At 66.2% G+C, this 19,677-nt stretch carries 16 protein-coding genes and 1 pseudogene; 12 read left to right on the top strand and 5 right to left on the bottom strand.

Annotation, left to right across the window (positions count from 1 at the left end):
• Positions 1–26: 26 nt before the first annotated feature.
• From ctaD to yczE, 4 genes and pseudogenes are all read left to right on the top strand, one after another.
• Positions 27–1,817 carry an aa3-type cytochrome oxidase subunit I gene (ctaD, locus tag CH291_RS24525; RefSeq protein ID WP_068045815.1) on the top strand — a complete coding sequence of 597 codons (1,791 nt, stop codon included), beginning with the start codon at positions 27–29 and terminating at the stop codon, positions 1,815–1,817.
• 146 nt (positions 1,818–1,963) lie between these two features.
• Positions 1,964–3,190, top strand: coding sequence for a phosphoserine phosphatase SerB (gene serB, locus CH291_RS24520; protein ID WP_068045812.1), 1,227 nt, complete (start codon positions 1,964–1,966; stop codon positions 3,188–3,190).
• 11 nt (positions 3,191–3,201) lie between these two features.
• A complete protein-coding gene (locus tag CH291_RS24515; RefSeq protein ID WP_179276652.1) occupies positions 3,202–4,008 on the top strand; it encodes a peptidyl-tRNA hydrolase in 807 nt (268 codons plus the stop codon).
• A gap of 65 nt (positions 4,009–4,073) precedes the next feature.
• Positions 4,074–4,676 (top strand): annotated as a pseudogene (gene yczE, locus CH291_RS27495) (membrane protein YczE); the annotation flags it as partial.
• Here yczE and glgX read toward each other — a convergent pair.
• Positions 4,667–6,814 (bottom strand): glycogen debranching protein GlgX, encoded by a 2,148-nt coding sequence (gene glgX / locus CH291_RS24505; RefSeq protein ID WP_256980976.1) that lies wholly within the window; start codon positions 6,812–6,814, stop codon positions 4,667–4,669. The pseudogene yczE and the gene glgX sit on opposite strands and share 10 nt — an antisense overlap.
• Positions 6,815–6,863: 49 nt before the next feature.
• On the opposite strand from glgX, the gene CH291_RS24500 reads away from it, so the two are divergent.
• Genes CH291_RS24500 through CH291_RS24480 form a run of 5 tightly spaced genes read left to right on the top strand, consistent with a single transcriptional unit; the run spans position 6,864 to position 11,705 of the window.
• Complete coding sequence (locus CH291_RS24500; protein ID WP_068045832.1) at positions 6,864–7,706, top strand: ABC transporter ATP-binding protein; 843 nt, start codon at positions 6,864–6,866, stop codon at positions 7,704–7,706.
• Between the two features lie 48 nt (positions 7,707–7,754).
• On the top strand, positions 7,755–8,570 hold the full coding sequence (locus CH291_RS24495; protein ID WP_094688821.1) for an NUDIX hydrolase: 816 nt from the start codon (positions 7,755–7,757) through the stop codon (positions 8,568–8,570).
• A gap of 26 nt (positions 8,571–8,596) precedes the next feature.
• Complete coding sequence (locus CH291_RS24490) at positions 8,597–9,376, top strand: enoyl-CoA hydratase/isomerase family protein (RefSeq protein ID WP_094688820.1); 780 nt, start codon at positions 8,597–8,599, stop codon at positions 9,374–9,376.
• A 57-nt stretch (positions 9,377–9,433) separates the two neighbouring features.
• Entirely contained in the window at positions 9,434–10,492 is a 1,059-nt protein-coding gene (locus tag CH291_RS24485) for a class I SAM-dependent methyltransferase (protein ID WP_094671408.1), read from the top strand.
• Positions 10,493–10,532: 40 nt separating this feature from the next.
• A complete protein-coding gene (locus tag CH291_RS24480; RefSeq protein WP_094688819.1) occupies positions 10,533–11,705 on the top strand; it encodes a THUMP-like domain-containing protein in 1,173 nt (390 codons plus the stop codon).
• Here CH291_RS24480 and CH291_RS24475 read toward each other — a convergent pair.
• Positions 11,693–13,015 (bottom strand): outer membrane protein assembly factor BamB family protein, encoded by a 1,323-nt coding sequence (locus tag CH291_RS24475; RefSeq protein ID WP_094642269.1) that lies wholly within the window; start codon positions 13,013–13,015, stop codon positions 11,693–11,695. The two genes, CH291_RS24480 and CH291_RS24475, sit on opposite strands and share 13 nt — an antisense overlap.
• A gap of 150 nt (positions 13,016–13,165) precedes the next feature.
• On the opposite strand from CH291_RS24475, the gene CH291_RS24470 reads away from it, so the two are divergent.
• On the top strand, positions 13,166–13,927 hold the full coding sequence (locus CH291_RS24470; protein WP_068045796.1) for an acyltransferase: 762 nt from the start codon (positions 13,166–13,168) through the stop codon (positions 13,925–13,927).
• An 11-nt stretch (positions 13,928–13,938) separates the two neighbouring features.
• Here CH291_RS24470 and CH291_RS24465 read toward each other — a convergent pair whose 3' ends face one another.
• The 3 genes from CH291_RS24465 to CH291_RS24455 are packed head-to-tail and all read right to left on the bottom strand — an operon-like array spanning position 13,939 to position 17,578.
• Positions 13,939–15,186 (bottom strand): glycosyltransferase family 4 protein, encoded by a 1,248-nt coding sequence (locus CH291_RS24465; RefSeq protein WP_094671414.1) that lies wholly within the window; start codon positions 15,184–15,186, stop codon positions 13,939–13,941.
• Positions 15,183–16,715, bottom strand: coding sequence for a 1,4-alpha-glucan branching protein domain-containing protein (locus CH291_RS24460; protein WP_068045825.1), 1,533 nt, complete (start codon positions 16,713–16,715; stop codon positions 15,183–15,185). Before CH291_RS24460 ends, CH291_RS24465 begins: the two co-directional genes overlap by 4 nt.
• A 23-nt stretch (positions 16,716–16,738) precedes the next feature.
• A complete protein-coding gene (locus CH291_RS24455; protein ID WP_094642266.1) occupies positions 16,739–17,578 on the bottom strand; it encodes a class I SAM-dependent methyltransferase in 840 nt (279 codons plus the stop codon).
• Between the two features lie 170 nt (positions 17,579–17,748).
• Between CH291_RS24455 and CH291_RS24450 the strand changes: the two genes are divergently transcribed.
• Together CH291_RS24450 and CH291_RS24445 are read left to right on the top strand one after the other, a co-directional pair.
• Complete coding sequence (locus tag CH291_RS24450; protein WP_068045787.1) at positions 17,749–18,549, top strand: electron transfer flavoprotein subunit beta/FixA family protein; 801 nt, start codon at positions 17,749–17,751, stop codon at positions 18,547–18,549.
• Between the two features lie 42 nt (positions 18,550–18,591).
• The gene (locus CH291_RS24445; RefSeq protein WP_094642264.1) at positions 18,592–19,548 is read left to right on the top strand and encodes an electron transfer flavoprotein subunit alpha/FixB family protein; all 957 of its coding nucleotides are present in this window, start codon (positions 18,592–18,594) and stop codon (positions 19,546–19,548) included.
• The last annotated feature ends 129 nt before the right edge of the window (positions 19,549–19,677 follow it).

Genomic DNA, 19,677 nt, shown 5'->3' with positions numbered 1-19,677 from the left:
GGTCCGACGCGCAATCAGGAGGATCTGTGACTGCCCTAGCGCCTAGGCCCGCACCTGCGGTGGATGCTGCTCGGCCGTTCCCGCCGCGGACGGGACCGAAGGGGTCGTTCCTGCACAAAGCGGTGACGACAACCGATCCCAAGGTGTTGGGAATCATGTACATCGCGACATCGTTCGCGTTCTTCCTGGTCGGTGGACTCATGGCGCTGCTGATGCGCGCCGAGTTGGCCATACCGGGAATGCAGTTCCTGTCCAACGAGCAGTACAACCAGCTGTTCACCATGCACGGCACCATCATGCTGCTGCTGTACGCGACGCCGATCGTGTTCGGATTCGCCAACTACATCCTGCCGCTGCAGATCGGTGCCCCCGATGTCGCGTTCCCACGGTTGAACGCGTTCTCGTACTGGCTCTACCTGTTCGGTGCCCTGATCACCACGGCCGGGTTCATCACTCCCGGTGGCGCAGCGGACTTCGGTTGGACCGCGTACACCCCACTGACGTCGGCTCTGCACTCGCCGGGCGTCGGCGCGGACCTGTGGATCATGGGCCTGGCGGTTGCCGGTCTCGGCACCATCCTCGGTGGCGTCAACATGATCACTACGGTGATCTGCCTGCGCGCCCCCGGTATGACGATGTTCCGTATGCCGATCTTCACCTGGAACATCCTGGTGACGTCGATCCTGATCCTGCTGGCCTTCCCGCTGCTGACGGCGGCGCTGCTCGGCCTGGCGGCCGACCGCCACCTGGGCGCGCACCTGTTCGATCCGGCCACCGGTGGCGTGTTGCTGTGGCAGCACCTGTTCTGGTTCTTCGGCCACCCCGAGGTGTACATCATCGCGCTGCCGTTCTTCGGAATCGTCTCCGAGGTGTTCCCCGTCTTCTCGCGCAAGCCGATCTTCGGCTACTCGGGTCTGATCTACGCGACGATCGCGATCGCCGCGCTCTCCATCGCCGTGTGGGCGCACCACATGTACGCCACCGGCGCTGTGCTGCTGCCGTTCTTCTCCTTCATGACGTTCCTCATCGCGGTGCCCACCGGTGTGAAGATCTTCAACTGGGTCGGCACGATGTGGCGAGGCCAGGTGACACTGGAAACGCCGATGCTGTTCTCGATCGGGTTCCTGATCACCTTCGTCTTCGGTGGTCTGACCGGTGTTCTGCTGGCATCGCCGCCCATCGACTTCCAGGTCACCGACACGTACTTCGTGGTAGCCCACTTCCACTACGTGGTGTTCGGCACCGTGGTGTTCGCGACGTACGCCGGCATCTACTTCTGGTTCCCGAAGATGACGGGCCGGATGATGGACGAGGCTCTGGGCAAGTGGCATTTCTGGCTGACGTTCTTCGGATTCCACGCCACGTTCCTGGTGCAGCACTGGCTCGGAAACGAGGGCATGCCGCGTCGGTACGCCGATTACCTTCCCTCGGACGGGTTCACCGAGTTGAACGTCATCTCCACGGTCGGTGCTTTCATTCTCGGTGCCTCGACACTGCCGTTCGTGTGGAACGTGTTCAAGTCCTACCGATACGGCGAGGTCGTCACAGTCGACGATCCGTGGGGCTACGGCAACTCGTTGGAATGGGCCACCTCGTGCCCGCCGCCGCGACACAACTTCACCGAACTGCCTCGGATCCGTTCCGAGCGTCCGGCATTCGAGTTGCACTACCCGCACATGGTCGAGCGGATGCGCGCGGAAGCGCACGTCGGGCCGGGAGCACACGGCGGTAAGACCACCGCAGTACTCGAACAGGCCCGCCGGGCCCCGATCGCCACCAGCGATCACGAAGGATCCGGAGACCCGGACCCCAAGTAGTCCACAGCGCAGCGAGAGCCCCTCCCGGCTACCGGGTGGGGCTCTTCGCTTGCGACAATCTCGTGGCGTGTTCGGGCTCGCTCGTCCACGACAGGTGACACGAAGACCTATCCGGCCGCTGGGGCCGTGCACGAAAGGGAGATTCGGTGACTTCGAGCGACACCGCAGTGCTGGTGACGGTGACGGGACCCGACAAGCCGGGCGTCACATCGGTGCTGTTCGCAGCACTGTCACGGCACAACGTCAGTCTGCTCGACGTCGAGCAGGTGGTCATCCGCGGCAGATTGACACTGGGCGTTCTCCTGTCCTGCCCGCGCGATCCCGAGGCGCTCCAGGAGGAGCTCGAGGACGCGATGGCGACGGTCGGCGTTCACGTCGATGTCGAGATCGACACCGCGCGGGGCGGTGGTCAGAGCTTGGCCACCCACGTCGTCGTCGTTCTCGGACGACCCGTGACAGCGCGTGCTTTCAGCACCATCTCCCGTGAACTCGCCCGCCAGGGCGCGAACATCGATTCCATACGCGGAATTGCCGACTATCCCGTCACCGGCCTCGAACTGCAGGTGACCGCGACCGACACGTCGCCGGATGCCGACCTGCAGTTGCGCACGGGGCTCGCGGCCATCGCAGCCGGAATCGGCGTCGACATCGCCGTGCAGCGCGGCGGAATCGCACGGCGATCCAAGCGACTGATCGTGTTCGACGTCGACTCCACGCTCGTCCAGGGTGAGGTCATCGAAATGTTGGCTGCCCGCGCGGGACGCGAGGACGAGGTACGTGCGGTCACCGAAGCTGCCATGCGCGGTGAGATCGACTTCGCGGAGTCGCTCGAACAGCGGGTCGCCGTGTTGGCGGGACTCGACGAATCCGTCATCGACGAAGTGGGCGAAAGTCTGGAACTGACCGCGGGGGCCAGAACCACCATCCGCACCCTCCGGCGTCTCGGCTTCGCCTGCGGCGTCGTGTCCGGGGGATTCCGACAGGTCATCGAGGGCCTCGCTCACGAACTCGAACTCGATTACGTCAAGGCGAACACTCTCGAGATCGTCGACGGCAAGCTCACCGGACGGGTCATCGGGGAAGTGGTCGATCGTGCTGCGAAAGCGACCGCACTCCGTGAATTCGCGGCGCAGTCGGGAGTGCCGATGGAGCAGACCGTCGCCGTGGGCGACGGAGCGAACGACATCGACATGCTCACCGCAGCAGGCCTCGGGGTTGCCTTCAACGCCAAGCCTGCGTTGCGAGAGATCGCCGACACCGCCATCTCCCATCCGTACCTCGACGCGGTCCTGTTCATCCTCGGCGTCACCCGCAACGAGATCGAAGCCGCGGACGCAGTGGACGGGGGAGTCCGCCGCGTCCCGATCCCGTGACCGGCGATCCCGTGACCGGCGATCCCGTGACCGGCGATCCCACGACCGGCGACACATCGGATGATGTGGTGGCCGAGACTGCAGTCGAGGAATTCTCACCGGAGAACACGTTCGTCTCGCGCCACGCCGAGCTCGCTGGTGGGTACGGCGAAGCGGAGGACCCGGCAGATCCGGCACAGGTTCTGGCGATGCCGTTGGTGCTGCACATCCCCAAGATCGATCCGCCCCTGCGCAGCGAGTTGCTCGAGGCGGCTGCACGAGCAACCGTTGCGTTGTGCCTGGACCCACGAGTGGGCGTGGACGCGTCCTGGAACGAGGCCTTCACCGAGTGGACGTCGGCCCGCATCCGGAAGGTTGCCCGACGTGCACGCGGTGCGCAGTGGCGTGCGGCGCAGGACGTTCCTGGTGTCACGGTCGACGTCGGGGGAGCGTCGGCACGTGCGTTCGTGCCCGGTCGGGTCGGAGATCTGGATCCTCGGATCAAGCGGCTGCAGATCGGCGGAACCGACGTGTCGGCCGACGACGAACCTTCGGTCTCGGCCGGACCGGTGCTGTGGGTCGACGCCTCCCTGTCGATGACGGTGGGCAAGGCAGCCGCTCAGGTGGGGCACGCGTCCATGCTGCTGGCGGGTGCGATGAGCACAGCGCATTGCCGCGAGTGGGCTGCGTCGGGCTTCGAATGTTCGGTCCGATCCGCGAACCCGGAACAATGGACGCGTGCACTGGGCGAGGTTCGTGCCGGTCGCGCCGTCGCGGTGCGGGATGCAGGCTTCACCGAAGTGGCACCCGGTTCGACAACCGTCATCGCTGTTCCGTAGCTCTGGGGTCCACTGTCGCACAAGTGGCTATGCCGAACATATCCAGTAGCCCCGAGACTGGAAGCATGTTCACCTCACCACGTCGTCTACTCGCCGGTCGCCGACTCCCTGCTCGGTTGGCTGCCCTCTACGTAGGGCTGTGGCTGTACGGGGCGTCGATGTCGTTCATGATCGCCGGTGGACTGGGCGTCAACCCGTGGGACGTCTTTCATCAGGGGCTCGAAAGCCACCTGTCGCTCAGCTTCGGAACCATCACCGCGATCACCGGCGCGGCCTTACTGCTGATGTGGATCCCGCTACGGCAACGTCCTGGCCTGGGCACCGTGAGCAACGTGGTGGTGATCGCAGTTGCGGTGGACACGACGTCGGCGATGTTGCCGGACCTGGACGGGCTCCCGGTGAGGACCCTGGCCATGGTGTCGGGCATCGTGGTCAACGCGTTCGCAACGGCGCTGTACATCGGTGCCGGGATGGGTCCGGGGCCGCGAGACGGACTGATGACCGGTCTGGTGGCCAGGACCGGATGGTCGATTCGCCTCACCCGCACCGGAATCGAGTGCACGGTGGTGCTCACCGGTTGGTTGCTCGGCGGGACGCTCGGCGTCGGGACGGTTCTCTATGCGCTCGGAGTCGGTCCGCTCGTGCAATTGTTCATGACTCACCTGCCTGCGCTGCGCAGCACGAGGGCCGTCGATCCGGTCACCGATATCGTCGAACCCGGTTCCAGCGCAGTGGTATCGGAGGGCACACCGTCCACACTCGAGGAATCGAGAACCGGAACGAACCGAGACGACGACCAACTCGGGCACGCCAGAACGATATCGGCTGGCCCTCCGGAATGGAGAACGAGGAGCGAGCTGGCATCGTCGACCTGCCCGCCGTCGGAGGCGAAGGAGCGGACGTCGGAACCGTCCACCCAGGCCTGAATGGTGCGCACCGAATCGTCGTTCCATCGGTCCGTGTCGAATTCGACTCCGGCGGAATCGAACCACACCAGATCGGGTCGGCCGGTCGGTGTCGCTCGGCCGGTGAAGAACTCCTGCTGACGCAGTGTCGGAGCGCTCGCTCGGACACGAAGGAGTCGACCCACGAAGCGAATCATGTTCTGATCGGCACTGTCCCAGTCGATGGCCCAGGCATCGGCCGCCGGTGCATCCTCGGCGATGCAATACGCGTTGTTGTTGCCGCCCTGACTGTGTCCCAGTTCGTCGCCGGCAAGGAGCATCGGTGTTCCGGTCGAGAGCGTCAGGGTTGCCAGAAGTGCCCGGACATGGCGTCCCCTGGCCTCGGCGACGGATGGATCCTCGCTCGGACCCTCCACTCCGTGGTTGACCGACGAGTTGTTGTCGGTACCGTCCCTGTTCTCTTCGCCGTTGGCCTCGTTGTGCTTTCGGTCGTACGACACCAGATCACGGGCGGTGAACCCGTCGTGCGCGGTGACGAAGTTGACCGACGCCCATGGCAAGCGTCCACTGCTCGCGAAGAGGTCCTCCGAACCGGCCAGGCGCGAGGCCAATTCGCGGACGCCGTGCTGGCCCGCCCAGAAGCGTCGGACCGTGTCACGGTAGCGATCGTTCCATTCCGACCAGGCCACTCCGAAGTTGCCGACCTGATAGCCGGCACCGGTGGCATCCCACGGCTCGGCGATCAATTTGACCCGAGCCAGGACGGGATCGGTGGTGATGGCGGTCAACAACGGTGCGCGAGAATCGAATCGCCAACCGCCGGGTCGGCCGAGAGTGCTGGCGAGGTCGAATCGGAACCCGTCCACGCCCATGTCCTCGACCCAGTACCGAAGGCTGTCGCACACCATCCGCACGACCGCGGGCGACGCGGAATCGAGAGTGTTGCCACAGCCGGTCAGATCGACGTCCGATCCGCGTCCGTCCAGCAGGTAGTAGCCGGGCGCATCGAGCCCACGCCAGCTGATGGAGGGGCCGTCGATCGCGGATTCGCACGTGTGGTTGTAGACGACGTCGAGGATCACCTCGATTCCGGCAGCGTGCAATGCGTCGACCATGGTGCGAAATTCGTCCACCTCGTCACCGGGAACGGCGGCGAAGCGCGGATCCGGTGCGAAGTACGCACCCGTCGAGTACCCCCAGTGGTTTCGCATCCCCCTGGCACGGACGCCGGGTTCGGTGAATGTGGTGTGTACGGGCAGCAATTCGACCGACGTGATGCCGATGCGAGCGAGATGCTCGAGGACGGCCGGCTCGGCCAGGCCGAGGTACGTACCGCGAAGATGCTGGGGGACAGCAGGATTGCGGGCCGTGAACGATCCCACATGCAGCTCGTACAGGACGGTTCGGTCCCACGGCACCTCGGGGCGAGCGGGACGGCCGACGCGATCGGGGGCTGCGCGGACGACGCCGAGCGGGAGGTGCCCGAGCGAGTCGCGAGAACTGAGCGCACCGAACGGGTCGTCCTCGTAGGCGAGCAACGCCGACGGGTCTCCGAATGCGCCGATCACCTGGCGCGCCGCGGGATCGAGCAGAATCTTGGCACCGTTGAACCGGCGCCCGGAGTGCGGATCCCATCTCCCGTGGGCGCGGAAGCCGTATCGATCACCTGGCCGCACTCCCGGGACGAAGGCGTGTCGAACTCCGAATGTCCGGGTGGTCAGTTCCACCCGTCGCTCGCCGCCGTCCGGATCGATCAGGCACACCTCGACTCCGTCGGCCTCGGGTGCGTGGACTGCAAATTGAGTGCCAGTCGGCATCGCGGTGGCACCCAGTGGGAACGGTGATCCGGGCGGGTTCGAGACGGACTCGCCGCCGGTGGTCCGGTGCAAGCTACGAGGCAGATCGTCATTGGGCGACACGCGTGCACATCCTGCCGTGAATGCGTGGTCGATGTGCGGGAAGATAGGCGTCGTGTCTGAACCGGATCCCGACCTGCTCGTAGATTTCACCGACGTAGTCGTCCGCCGCGGCGGTGCGACCCTGGTGGGACCCGTCACCTGGAAGGTGGAACTGGACGAACGGTGGGTCGTCCTCGGCCCGAACGGTGCCGGAAAGACGTCCCTGCTGCGTATCGCAGCGGCCGAAATCCATCCCACGTCCGGTGTCGCCCACGTTCTCGGCGAGGTCATGGGCAAGGCCGACGTCTCCGAACTCCGACCGCGGATCGGCCTGTCGTCCTCCTCGCTGGCGCAACGCATTCCGGCCGACGAACTCGTATCCGATCTGGTGGTGTCCGCCGGCTACTCGGTGTTGGGGCGCTGGCGTGAGAAATACGACGCGGTCGACACCGAGCGTGCAGTGGAAATGCTCGAGAGCCTCGGTGCCGAGCATCTCGCCACCCGTACCTACGGCACGCTGTCGGAAGGCGAACGAAAGCGCGTTCTCATCGCCCGCGCTCTGATGACCGATCCCGAACTGCTGTTGCTGGACGAGCCTGCGGCAGGTCTCGACCTCGGTGGACGCGAGGAACTGGTGGCGCGGCTGACCGACCTCGCTGCCGATCCCGACGCCCCCGCGACCGTCCTGATCACCCATCACGTGGAAGAGATTCCGCCGGGATTCAGTCACGCGTTGCTGCTCAAGGAAGGCGGGGTGGTGGCGCAGGGATTGGTCGACGACGTCATCACCGCAGAGAATCTGACCGAGGCGTTCAGTCAGTCGATCGCACTCGATCGCGTCGACGGTCGCTTCTTCGCGCGGCGGACCCGCGCTGCCGGGGCGCACCGCCGATAGAGCGGACCGATCGACTCCGCTGCGCAGTGCAGCGGTACGTTCCCTTTCATGAGCTCGAACAGTGCTGCCGATCACGTACAGGCCCGGGACGCCTCGACGGTCATCTTGATTCGTGACGGCCTGTCACGACCCGACATCGAGGTGTTCCTGCTCGAACGTGTCGGTGGCATGGCCTTCGCGGGTGGCATGACGGTGTTTCCCGGTGGCGGCGTCGACCCCTCGGACGCGGCAGCGGACGTCCGCTGGGCAGGACCGCCGCCGTCGTGGTGGGCCGAGCGCTTCGGAACCGACGAGGGCAAGGCGCAGGCCCTGGTGTGTGCCGCGGCGCGCGAGACGTTCGAGGAGTGCGGCGTGCTGTTGGCCGGCTCGACACCGGATTCGATCGTTGCCGATACCGCCCCGTTCGCGGCAGAGCGGGGTCGGCTCGAGCGCCGTGAGGTGTCGTTCGCCGAATTCCTCACCGCCCACGATCTCGTTCTGCGATCGGATCTGCTCCGGCCGTGGTCGCACTGGATCACCCCGGTGGGCGAAGCGCGACGGTACGACACCCGGTTTTTCGTAGCAGTGCTGCCCGAGGGGCAGAATGCGGACGGCGAGACCAGCGAGGCGGCGTCGGTGAGCTGGCGCTCCACCGGTGACGCACTGGCGGACTGGCGGTCGGGGAACACCATCCTCCTTCCGCCCACCTGGAGCCAACTCGACGCACTGTCTCGGTTCGACACCGTCGCACAGGTCGTCGACCACGACCGCGAGATCGCCCCGGTTCTACCGATCCTCACCCGCGACGAGGGGACGGTCCGGGTGCTCTTCGACGGCGACGACGCGTACTACGCCGGAGCGCGCCATCCCTGGTCGGATCGCTAGTCCTCGGCCCGGTAGCCTTTCGGCCCATGGCTGAGTTCGTGAATCTCGAAGTGTCCGACGGCATCGGCACCATCCGCCTCGACCGTCCGCCGATGAATGCGCTCGATCGGCAGATGCAGGACGAGATCCGAGCGGCGGCTCGCGAGGCCACGGTGAATGCCGACGTCAAGGCCGTCGTCGTCTACGGCGGCGAGAAGGTCTTCGCCGCCGGTGCCGACATCAAGGAGATGGTGGCGCTGTCCGCGTCGGAGATGGCCGCGATCGCCGGAGATCTGCAGTCGGCCCTCGGCTCGCTCAGTACCGTTCCCAAGCCCGTGGTCGCGGCCGTGACCGGGTACGCACTCGGTGGTGGGCTGGAGGTTGCACTGGGTGCGGACCGTCGGATCGCCGGCGACAACGCCAAGTTCGGTGTCCCCGAGGTGCTGCTCGGTGTCATCCCCGGCGGCGGCGGAACGCAGCGGCTGGCTCGGCTGATCGGCCCGAGCCGTGCGAAGGACATGGTCTTCACCGGCCGCTTCGTCGGTGCCGAGGAAGCGTTGCGTATCGGATTGGTGGACGAGGTGGTGGCACCGGACGAGGTGTACAACGCAGCGCGCGCCTGGGCCATGCAGTTCACCACGGGTGCATCGCGAGCGCTCGCAGCGGCGAAGGCGTCGATCGATCAGGGGCTCGACGTCGATCTCACCACCGGTCTTCGGATCGAGGCTCAGCAGTTCGCGGCGCTGTTCGCCACCGAGGATCGCACGATCGGCATGACGTCCTTCGTGGCCGACGGCCCTGGTAAAGCAACCTTCACCGGACGGTGAAGCAACGGTCCCGCAGAGCCGAGTTGTTCCACAGCTACCGGATAGTAGGCTCGCCTGATGACTGCAAGCCCCCACGACGGTGTCAATCGATCGATCTCGAACGCGGTGCCTTCGGCGTCGTCCGAGACCGATGACCGCCAGGTCGATCCAGCCCCGAACCCGCACGCCACTGCCGAGCAGGTCGAGGCCGCACGGTCGGACACCAAACTGGCTCAGGTGCTCTATCACGACTGGGAAGCCGAAACCTACGACGACAAGTGGTCGATCTCCTACGACGAGCGATGCATCGACTACGCGCGCGGCAGATTCGATCAGGCGGTGTCCGGTGACGCGTCGGCGCACTCCGCACTGCCGTACGGCCGCGCCCTCGAGCTGGGCTGCGGTACCGGGTTCTTCCTGCTCAACCTGATGCAGGCCGGCATCGCAGACAAGGGCTCGGTCACCGACCTCTCGCCCGGCATGGTCAAGGTCGCTCTTCGCAACGCCGAGCACCTCGGCCTGGACGTCGACGGCCGGGTCGCCGATGCGGAGACGATTCCGTACGACGACAACACGTTCGATCTCGTCGTCGGGCACGCCGTCCTCCATCACATCCCGGACGTCGAACAGTCCCTGCGAGAGGTGCTGCGGGTACTCAAGCCGGGCGGTCGCTTCGTTTTCGCGGGCGAACCCACCACGGTCGGCAACTTCTACGCGCGGTGGCTCGGACGCATCACGTGGGAGGCGACCACCCGCGCGACCAAACTTCCGTTCCTGGCGAGCTGGCGCAAGCCGCAGGAAGAGCTCGACGAATCCTCGCGAGCGGCGGCACTGGAGGCCGTCGTCGACCTGCACACGTTCGATCCCACCGATCTCGAGCACATCGCGCTGTCGGCCGGTGCCGAGTCCGTGCAGGCGAACACCGAGGAGTTCGCCGCCGCTCTGCTCGGTTGGCCGGTACGGACCTTCGAGGCCGCAGTACCCGAGGGCAAGCTGGGATGGAACTGGGCGAAATTCGCCTTCGGCGGTTGGAAGACACTGAGCTGGGTGGACGAGAACGTGCTGCAGCACGTGGTACCGCGCGGACTGTTCTACAACGTGATGATCACCGGCATCAAGCCCGCCCCTCGCGCTTGATCGGCTCGGACCGCCGCAGGCTCTGCGCTCGAGTCCGCTAGTGGGCTACGAATTCACCGGCACCGACCTCGACTTCCTTTCGGGCGAGGCCGGTGCCAGAGCTCTTGCTGCGGTCGACGATCTCGAGCTCAGCGCTCGAACGTCGGTGCGCGACACGGCCTCGGTGCGCGCTCGCTTCCCGGACCACGCGAGTGCACTGATCGAAACCGTCACGGTCCGGCGCAAGGCCCGAGTGAAGTTGGTCGACTCCGATCGGTGGCTGGTGACCGACGAGGCGGTCCAGCAGGCCACGCCGACGCTCGTCGCGCGGAGGCGGGCCGCTCGACTCGCGGGCCGACGGGTGCACGATGTCACGTGTTCGATCGGCAGTGAATTGTCCGTCCTCGTCGCTACGGCGGAGTTGGCGGTGGGCAGCGACCTCGACCCGATTCGGCTTCGGATGGCCGCACACAACGTTTCTGAGGCCACTCTGCTGTGCGCCGACGCACTGACCCCGACGACGCGTGAGACCGTCGTCGTTGCCGATCCGGGCCGCCGAGCAGGTGGGCGGCGACGCCACGACCCGGCGGCTCTGCAGCCGCCGCTCCCGGATCTGTTCGACGCCTATCGAGGCCGAGACCTGGTCGTCAAGTGTGCGCCCGGCCTGGATTTCGACGCGCTCGACTGGGCCGGCGAGATCGAGGTGGTCTCGCTCGACGGGGGAGTGAGAGAAGCGTGCCTGTGGTCGAAGGGGTTGAGCGAGCGCGGTGTTCGGCGCCGGGCAGCGGTTCTTCGATCCGACGGCAGTGTTCTGGAATTCACCGATGCCGAGTCGGACGACATTCCGGTTCGGCCCCCCGGCCGCTATCTGGTCGATCCCGACGGGGCGGTGGTCAGAGCCGGCTTGGTTCGGCACTACGGAGCCAGATTCGGTCTGTGGCAACTCGATCCGAGAATCGCGTATCTGACCGGCGACACCGTTCCGGCCGGGGTTCGCGGCTTCCGAATTCTCGAGCAGTCCAAGTTCTCGGAGAAAGTGCTTCGGCAACAACTGAATCGGATGGATTGCGGCTCGGTGGAGATTCTCGTCCGCGGGGTCGACGTGGATCCGGCGATACTGCGGCCCAGGCTCAAACTGCGCGGCTCCGTGGCGTTGTCGGTGGTGATCGCCCGAGTCGAACGGTCCGCGGTGGCGTTCGTCTGCGCTCCGGGCGCTGTCGCTCAGCCCGTGTAGGTGAAGATCTCGCCGAGGTAGCTCGCGGTGACGACCTGGCCGTCCGGGCCGATGGACGTGCCGACGGTGGTGCCGACGACGTCGGGAACCGGTTGCACGTCCACCGTTTCTCCGGTGGCCGCATCGAACGTGAGCAGGGCCAGCCCGTCGTCCTCGCGTACGACGGTATGGCCCCGTCCGTCTGCGGATTGGGCTGCGCTGCCTGCCTGTTCGATGTCGTCGCGGACCCACACTCGCTCGGCCGAATCTCCGTTGTCGCGCACGCCCATGAGGGTGCCGTCTCCGCCCGACGGCACGATCGTGCCGTCGAAAGCGATCGAGGGACTGGCACCGATGCCGAGCCCGGTGCCCTCGGTCCACTTCTGTCGCCCGTCGGCGGTGTCGAACGCGGTCAACCTGCCGTCGACGTCGGCCAGGTAGACCGTCGACCCGTCCTCGGACAGCACCGGACTCGACGCGACTCCGGCGGGCAGCAGGTCCGAGGACCAGCGTTCGACGAGTCCGGGAGAGCCGTCCCGGTCGTACTGCACGGAAACGAGTTGTGGTGCAATCGAACCCGGACGCCACAGTGTCAGGTACATCGTTCCGGTCGCACTGTCCACCGCGGGTGCTGCGGGTACGGGGCATTCGGATCCACCCGAGCTGCACTGGGCGAGTCCGGTGTCCATCGGCTGAAAATCGGAGTTCGGCTCGGTCAGGAAATCCGGCGTCGGAACCAGATCCAGAATGGGCACTCGAAGTTGCCCGTTCTGCGAATCGAGAACGCTGACCTGGCCCATCTGGGTGATCGAGAGCAGGCTGCCGTCCCCGAGGAACTGGGCGGACTTGGGCACTCCGTACACCGGTGTGCGCCAACGCAGTTGTCCGTGGTCGTTGTACGAGTTCATGCCGCCGTCGTCGCCGATGTAGACGTTGATGGCCGAATCGACGGTCGGCGTGGCAGTGACGACGGACGGCCCGACTCGATTGCACCAGCGCTTGCGGGCGGAGTCGATCTCGAACGAGAAGAGGTTGCAGCCGGATTCGGTGGCGGCAGTGACGAACATCTGGCCCGTCGATCCTATGGACACCGGAGAGGTCACCGTGCCGCCCGTGGGGCGCGTCCAGTCCAGGGACAGCGGTGTCGACACCGACACGTCCGTCGAGCCGCTGTTGTGCGAGTTCGCATGCGCTGCGGGCCACGAATCAGGGGAGAGCGGTTCGATGGCCGAGGTGTCGGCGCTGCAACCGCTCACGGTCACCACGACTATCGCCGCAGCGACCGCAGTGACCCTTCTGCCGGTCCTGCCCTTGGCCGTGACGCCGCGCATCGATCGCTCCCCGTGTCTTGATTTCCGTGCCCGACGTGGTGCCGGTGCGTCCGTGTTCGTCTCGTCGACGAGCAACAGTCGACAGGCAACCCTAGCCCGCGCAAGGGTGCCGGCAGAGAGCGGGCGAACGAGAAACTAGGGTGAACGTCCATGACGAGTATGTGGAACGCGCCGCTGCGGACACGCTGGCGCGGGTCGAGACGACGCGACACCGAGCAGGCGCGGTTCCTCACGCGCGCGTCCCTCGACTGGGTGCTCGCCAACAAGGCGTACACGCCGTGGTACCTCGTGCGGTACTACCGCCTCGCGAAGTTCAAGCTCGCCAATCCGCACGTGATCCTGAGGGGCATGGTGTTTCTCGGCAAGAACGTGGAGATACATTCGACCCCGGAACTCTCTCGTCTCGAGATCGGGCGCTGGGTCCACATCGGCGACGGTAATGCCATTCGCTGCCACGAGGGCTCGCTGCGGATCGGCGACAAGGTGGTGTTCGGTAAGGACAACGTCGTCAACACCTACCTCGACATCGAGATCGGCGCATCGACGCTGGTGGCCGACTGGTGCTACATCTGCGATTTCGATCATCGGATGGACGACGTGAACATGCCCATCAAGGATCAGGGAATCGTCAAGGGCCCGGTGCGGATCGGGCCGGACACGTGGATCGCCGCCAAGGTGACGATCCTGCGCGAGACCAGGATCGGGCGGGGCTGCGTGCTCGGAGCCCACGCCGTCGTCAAGGGTGAGATCCCGGATTACAGCATCGCGGTCGGGGCCCCGGCCAAGGTCGTCCGCAATCGCAAGGACGCGTGGGAGGCCGGTGCCGCCGACCGCGCGAAATACATTGCTGCGCTGGAGGATATCGCCCGCAAGAAGGCGCTCGGACAGGCCGAGGCGGCGCGGGAGATCTGACTCCGGTGTTCTCAGGTACGGCCGGGGATCGCGCGCTCGGCGATGTGTGGGCGGGCCAGGGGATGCCGAACCTTGCGTTTGGCTTCCAGGTAGACCTGGGCCGTCGACTCGGCGACGTGCTTCCAGTCGAAATCCACGGTGAGCCTGTCGCGGGCGGCCACGGCTCGTTCCTGCGCGGCGTCCGCGTTGTCGATAACGCGCCGCACGGCGGCAGCGAGCCCACCGACGTCGCCGGGCTCGAATGACAGGCCGGTCACGCCGTCGACGATGGCTTCACCCAGACCGCCTGCGGTGGACGCGACCAGTGGGGTGCCCGCAGCCGCCGCCTCGAGCGCGATGATGCCGAACGGTTCGTATCGACTGGGTAGGACGATGGCGTCGGCTCCGTGCAGCCAGCCGAGCAGTTCGGTGTGGTCGAGATTGCCCAGAAACGACACTGCGCGCGCAACCCTGTGCGTGCGCGTCAGCCCTGCCAACCAGGCGAACTGTGTTCCCTCGCCGGCGATGTGCAGGGTGGTGCCCGGGTGGCTTCGTCGGATGCGGGGCAGGGCGGCGATGGCATCCTGGATGCCCTTCTCGTACTCGAGTCGGCCGACGTAGAGCAGTTTGGCCGGCTCCGATCGGGGCTCTCGTCGACGAAAGTGCCAGGTGGATCGGTCGATTCCGTTGCGAATCACCGTCACCGCCGACTCGGATACTCCGAACAGGGTGGTGACCTCGTCCTTCATCGACCCCGAGCAGGTGATCACTGCATCGGAATCGTTGGCGAGCCACCACTCGACGGAGTGCACCTGACGGTTGACGGGGCCGGAGATCCAGCCGCTGTGGCGGCCGGCCTCGGTGGCGTGGATGGTCGAGACGAGCGGTACGTCGTAGAACTCGGCCAGTGCGATCGACGGGTGCGCGACGAGCCAGTCGTGCGCATGCACGACGTCGGGTTGCCAGCCGTCGCCCAGACCCGGCTTTCCCAGCGCGACGCCGGCACGCACCATCGCGTGCCCCATCGCGAGGGTCCATGCGAGCATGTCCTCCCCGAAGACGAAGTGAGCCGGGTCCTCGGCTACGGCGACGACGAGCACCCCGTCCTCGATGTGGTGCGACGTCGGATGGGTGGCGGCGTCGGTTCCGGTGGGTCGACGCGACAGCACCACGACCTCGTGGCCGCATCGGACCAGTTCGGTTGCCAGGTGATGAACGTGCCGACCGAGACCGCCCACCACCACGGGTGGGTACTCCCACGACACCATCAGAACCTTCATCGACGCCCCCCTGCATCTTCTCTCTCGCCGCCGACGTGTGTACCGGGCAGTCGGCGCGCGTCCAACGCAGGAAACAGCCCGTCCGCGCGGTTCCACTGCCGAGCCAATTCGTCCGCTCGAACAGGTGACCCACCCGCGGCCGCGGCAGCGATCTCGCGCAACGCATGTGCGTGAACGTGTGCCCGTTCCCGCGCGTAGCCTGCGGCGGAATCCTTGCTGACCATGAATGCCCAGTCGCTGGCCACGGCCATCAGTGTCTCACGCAGTATCTGATCGTTGACGCGATTGCGGAGTTCGGGTCCACCGGCGCGACGCTGTGCAGCTCGGGCGGTATCGACGGCGTCGAGAGCGGTCCGAGAGACCTCGGCATTGAGCGCGACCAGGTCCGCGACGTCGTCGCCCGCCCACACCCGCCAGTCCTTGCCCGAACCCCACGACGAATCCTGCAGTTCCAGTGGCGCTCCGACGTATCCCTGCTCGCGGGCGTCGCCGAGCGTGCCGACGGTGATGCCTGCGGCGGGAAGCGCGCGCATCAGCTTGCCGAGCCACTGCGGACCCTCGTGCCACCAGTGCCCGAACAGCTCGGTGTCGAATGCCGCGACGACGAGGGCGTCGCGACCGATCCGCTCGGACTCCGAGATCAGGCGCCGACGAACCACATCGACGAAGTCGGCCACGTGACGGTCCACCGTCGCTGCCGCCCGCTCGGGATCGTAGGGAGCCTTGTCGTTCGACGCGACCGAGCGGCCGGTGACCCGGGCCGGTTTGAGACCGGTCGCGTGATCGTAGGTGTGGAAATCCCGATAGGAACCGTGGCCGGGATAGCCGGACTTCGGTGACCAGACGCGGTAGCTGACCGGCAGGTCGCGTCCGAACGCGACGACGTCGGAGTCCCATACCGGCCTGCCGAGGGAGGTGTCTCCACGCATCGCGGGCCCGTCGACCATGAAGTGCGAGACCCCGGCGGCGGCGTATTCGGTCTCCATGCCGGGGGTGAATCCGCATTCGGGTGCCCAGATGCCTCGGGGCGTGGTGCCCCACCGGGAGCGGGCGTCGAGCAGACCTTCGCTCAGTGAGAACTGCCGAAGCCGCGGATCGAGCAGCGGCTGGAAGGGATGCGCCAGCGGCCCACCCAGCAGTTCGACGGTGCCGGTGTCGACCAGCGGCCGGAGCACCGCCGAACCGCCGTGTAGCCACCGGGCCTCGAATCGATCGAGCGCCGCGGCAGAACCTCGGTGCTCACGAACGGACAGGTCGCGATCTGTTGCCTCGTGGGCCCTGAGCTGCCAGTTCCCGAGCCAGTGGTGCATTCCGGACAGGCAGTGTGGATCGTCGAGTTGAGCGGCCAGAACCGGGGTGATCCCCAGCGACAGCACGTCGGTGTGACCGTCCTCGGCCAGTTGCTCGAGCACCGCGGTGAGCGGCAGGTAGCAGTCGGCCCAGGACTGATACAGCCACTCCTCGCCTACCGGCCACCTGCCGTGATTGGCCAACCACGGCAGGTGGGAGTGCAGAACGAGAGAGAACATGCCCGGCACGGTTGCACCGGATGTCACCCGATCACCGTGCTCGAGCTCTTGCGGGCAACGGCGACCAGGTCGAGGCTGTCGTCGATGCGGTCGGCGGTGATGTCGAAATCCTCGATCGAGACAGCCGCGACGTCCTCGGTGAGTTCGGCAGGCCAGGGTTCGCCGGCCAGGGCTCGTTCGATCTGAGCGTCGATGAACGAACCGCCGTGCTTGGCATCGAGGGCGGCCAGAGTGCGTCCGTGCCTGACCCCGGTGAGTTCGTCGACTTCGAGCCGAGCGTCCACGAGTAGTTCGGTGAGTTCGGCCGCGTCGAGTTCGCGGGTGTGGAAGGGATTGAGCGGGGTGTCGCGGCCGGGCGAGAACGTGATGCGGTTCGGTGTGCTGATCAACAGAATGCCGCCGGGCGCGAGCACCCGGTGCACCTCGGCGAGGAACGCACCTTGATCCCAGAGGTGCTCGATCACCTGGAAATTGACGACGACGTCGATCGAGGAATCGGCCAACGGAAGGCGGTCGAGGTTGCCACGCAGCATGGTCACCCTCGGGTAGCGGGCATGCACGTGTGCGGCGGCCGACGCGTCGTAGTCGAGACCGAGAACGTTCGACGCGACATCGGCAATCATGTTGGCTCCGTAGCCTTCTCCGGATCCCGCTTCGAGCACCGTTCGGTCGCGGCAGCGCTCGACGAGTGCGCGGTAGACCACCTCGTGGCGGCGGAACCAGTAGTTCTCCTCGGCGATGCCGGGCACGGTGCGCTCTCCGGTGAGGGGGAGTGGTTCCGGTGCCGGTGCCTGAGCCGATGAATCGTTCACCGCCGAAAGGTTAGTGGAGGCGCGCGGGAGGTAAGCCAACGTGGTCTCCATAACAGTCGGGGTGCAGATGTATGGTCGGACAGGCAGGGAGGTAAGTTACCCACGAGTAACTACGGTGAGGTAACCTCGTCCCAGACCGTAGAACTGCACCAACCAGTACTGCACCAACCGTTAGAACACTCACGATCAGCAGAACATGACCAGGAGGTCGACGCAGACCCATGACGAACATCGTTGTTTTGATCAAGCAGGTTCCAGACACGTGGTCCGAGCGCAAGCTCACCGACGGTGACTACACCCTCGATCGCGAGGCTGCCGACGCCGTCCTCGACGAGATCAACGAGCGGGCCGTCGAAGAAGCACTGCTCATCAAGGAAGCCCAGGGCGGTGAGGTCAAGGTTCTGTCCGCAGGCCCCGACCGTGCCACCGATGCCATTCGCAAGGCCTTGTCGATGGGTGCAGACAGTGCAGTGCACCTCAACGACCCGACCCTGCACGGCTCCGACGCGATCCAGACCGGATACGCGCTGGCCGCAGCGCTCGGCAACGTCGCATTCGAGAACGACGAGCCGGCCGATCTCATCATCGCCGGCAACGAGGCCACCGACGGCCGCACCGGTGCCGTTCCCGCGATCATCGCCGAGTACCTGCAGATCCCGGCCCTGACGCAGATGCGCAAGCTCGTCGTAGCCGACGGCAAGGTCACCGGCGAGCGGGAGACCGACGAAGGCATCTTCGGCCTCGAAGCCGCGTTGCCCGCCATCGTGAGCGTCACCGAGAAGATCAACGAACCGCGATTCCCGTCCTTCAAGGGCATCATGGCCGCCAAGAAGAAGACGGTGCAGACCATCACGCTCGCCGACATCGGTGTCGAGGACGGCATCGTCGGCGTCGACAACGCGGGAACGACCGTCACGTCGTCCACCCCCAAGCCTCCCAAGACTGCAGGCGAGCGGCTCACCGACGAGGGCGACGGCGGCGACAAGATCGCCACCTACCTCGTCGGCCAGAAGATCATCTGATCCCGCCCCACCGAGCAATCGAAGACAAACGAGGAGCAAGTCATGGCAGAAGTACTCGTGCTCGTGGAGCACGTCGAGGGAACACTGAAGAAGGTCAGCACCGAGCTGATCACCGCCGCTCGTGCGCTGGGTGAGCCGTCCGCGGTCGTCACCGGCCCGGTCGGCACCACCGACAAGGTCGCCGACGCACTGACCGAAGCCGGTGCCGAGAAGATCTACGCCGCCGAATCCGACGCGGTCGACGGATTCCTCGTCACCCCGAAGGTCGACGTGCTCTCGGCACTCGCGGAGTCGGTCTCGCCGGCAGCGATCATCACCGCTGCCACGATCGAGGGCAAGGAAGTTGCGGGACGGCTCGCAGCACGCCTCGGCTCGGGCTACCACAACGACGTCGTCGCAATCAACGGCGACGGCAGTGCCGTCTACTCCATCTTCGGTGGCGCGTTCACCGTCGAGGCCAAGGCCAACGGCGACGTTCCGGTCATCTCGCTGCGCCCCGGTGCAGTCGAGGCCGAGCCGAAGGCCGGAGCGGGCACCCGCGAAACCGTCGAGGTTCCCGCGCAGGAAGAGGGGGCAGTCAAGGTCACCTCGCGTGACCCGATCGTCGGCGGCGACCGTCCGGAGCTCACCGAGGCATCGGTCGTCGTGTCCGGTGGACGTGGTGTCGGCAGCGCCGACAAGTTCACCGTCGTCGAGGATCTGGCCGACTCGCTAGGTGCCGCAGTCGGTGCCTCGCGCGCCGCTGTCGACTCCGGCTACTACCCCGGCCAGTTCCAGGTGGGTCAGACGGGCAAGACCGTCTCCCCGCAGCTGTACGTCGCGCTGGGTATCTCCGGAGCCATCCAGCACCGTGCAGGCATGCAGACCTCGAAGACGATCGTCGCGGTCAACAAGGACGAGGAAGCGCCCATCTTCGAGATCGCCGACTACGGCATCGTCGGTGACCTCTTCAACGTCGCACCGCAGCTGACCGAGGCAGTCAAGAAGCACAAGGGATAGCCTCCAGCGCTGTTCGACGACAGGCCCTCACCGCTCGCGCGGTGGGGGCCTGTCGTCTCGGGCAGCGCAACCTTGTTCACACAAACTCTTCCGACACGTTTCCCCGACGATGCCCGGTGGCCTTCCCCG

The organism is Rhodococcus sp. 14-1411-2a (genome assembly GCF_002259485.1).
GTDB lineage: Bacteria > Actinomycetota > Actinomycetes > Mycobacteriales > Mycobacteriaceae > Rhodococcoides.
Note: the sequence above shows the minus strand (reverse complement) of the source record. Positions and strands in the feature narration are given on the sequence as shown.

Excerpts from the sequence above, each read along its gene's own strand:
- CH291_RS24470 (WP_068045796.1), top strand. The coding sequence starts at position 13,166 with ATGACGAGTATGTGGAACGCGCCGCTGCGGACACGCTGGCGCGGGTCG.
- CH291_RS24475 (WP_094642269.1), bottom strand. The coding sequence starts at position 13,015 with ATGCGCGGCGTCACGGCCAAGGGCAGGACCGGCAGAAGGGTCACTGCG.
- CH291_RS24455 (WP_094642266.1), bottom strand. The coding sequence starts at position 17,578 with ATGGAGACCACGTTGGCTTACCTCCCGCGCGCCTCCACTAACCTTTCG.
- CH291_RS24465 (WP_094671414.1), bottom strand. The coding sequence starts at position 15,186 with ATGAAGGTTCTGATGGTGTCGTGGGAGTACCCACCCGTGGTGGTGGGC.
- CH291_RS24445 (WP_094642264.1), top strand. The coding sequence starts at position 18,592 with ATGGCAGAAGTACTCGTGCTCGTGGAGCACGTCGAGGGAACACTGAAG.
- CH291_RS24450 (WP_068045787.1), top strand. The coding sequence starts at position 17,749 with ATGACGAACATCGTTGTTTTGATCAAGCAGGTTCCAGACACGTGGTCC.
- CH291_RS24485 (WP_094671408.1), top strand. The coding sequence starts at position 9,434 with ATGACTGCAAGCCCCCACGACGGTGTCAATCGATCGATCTCGAACGCG.
- CH291_RS24500 (WP_068045832.1), top strand. The coding sequence starts at position 6,864 with ATGTGCGGGAAGATAGGCGTCGTGTCTGAACCGGATCCCGACCTGCTC.
- CH291_RS24460 (WP_068045825.1), bottom strand. The coding sequence starts at position 16,715 with ATGTTCTCTCTCGTTCTGCACTCCCACCTGCCGTGGTTGGCCAATCAC.
- CH291_RS24495 (WP_094688821.1), top strand. The coding sequence starts at position 7,755 with ATGAGCTCGAACAGTGCTGCCGATCACGTACAGGCCCGGGACGCCTCG.
- CH291_RS24490 (WP_094688820.1), top strand. The coding sequence starts at position 8,597 with ATGGCTGAGTTCGTGAATCTCGAAGTGTCCGACGGCATCGGCACCATC.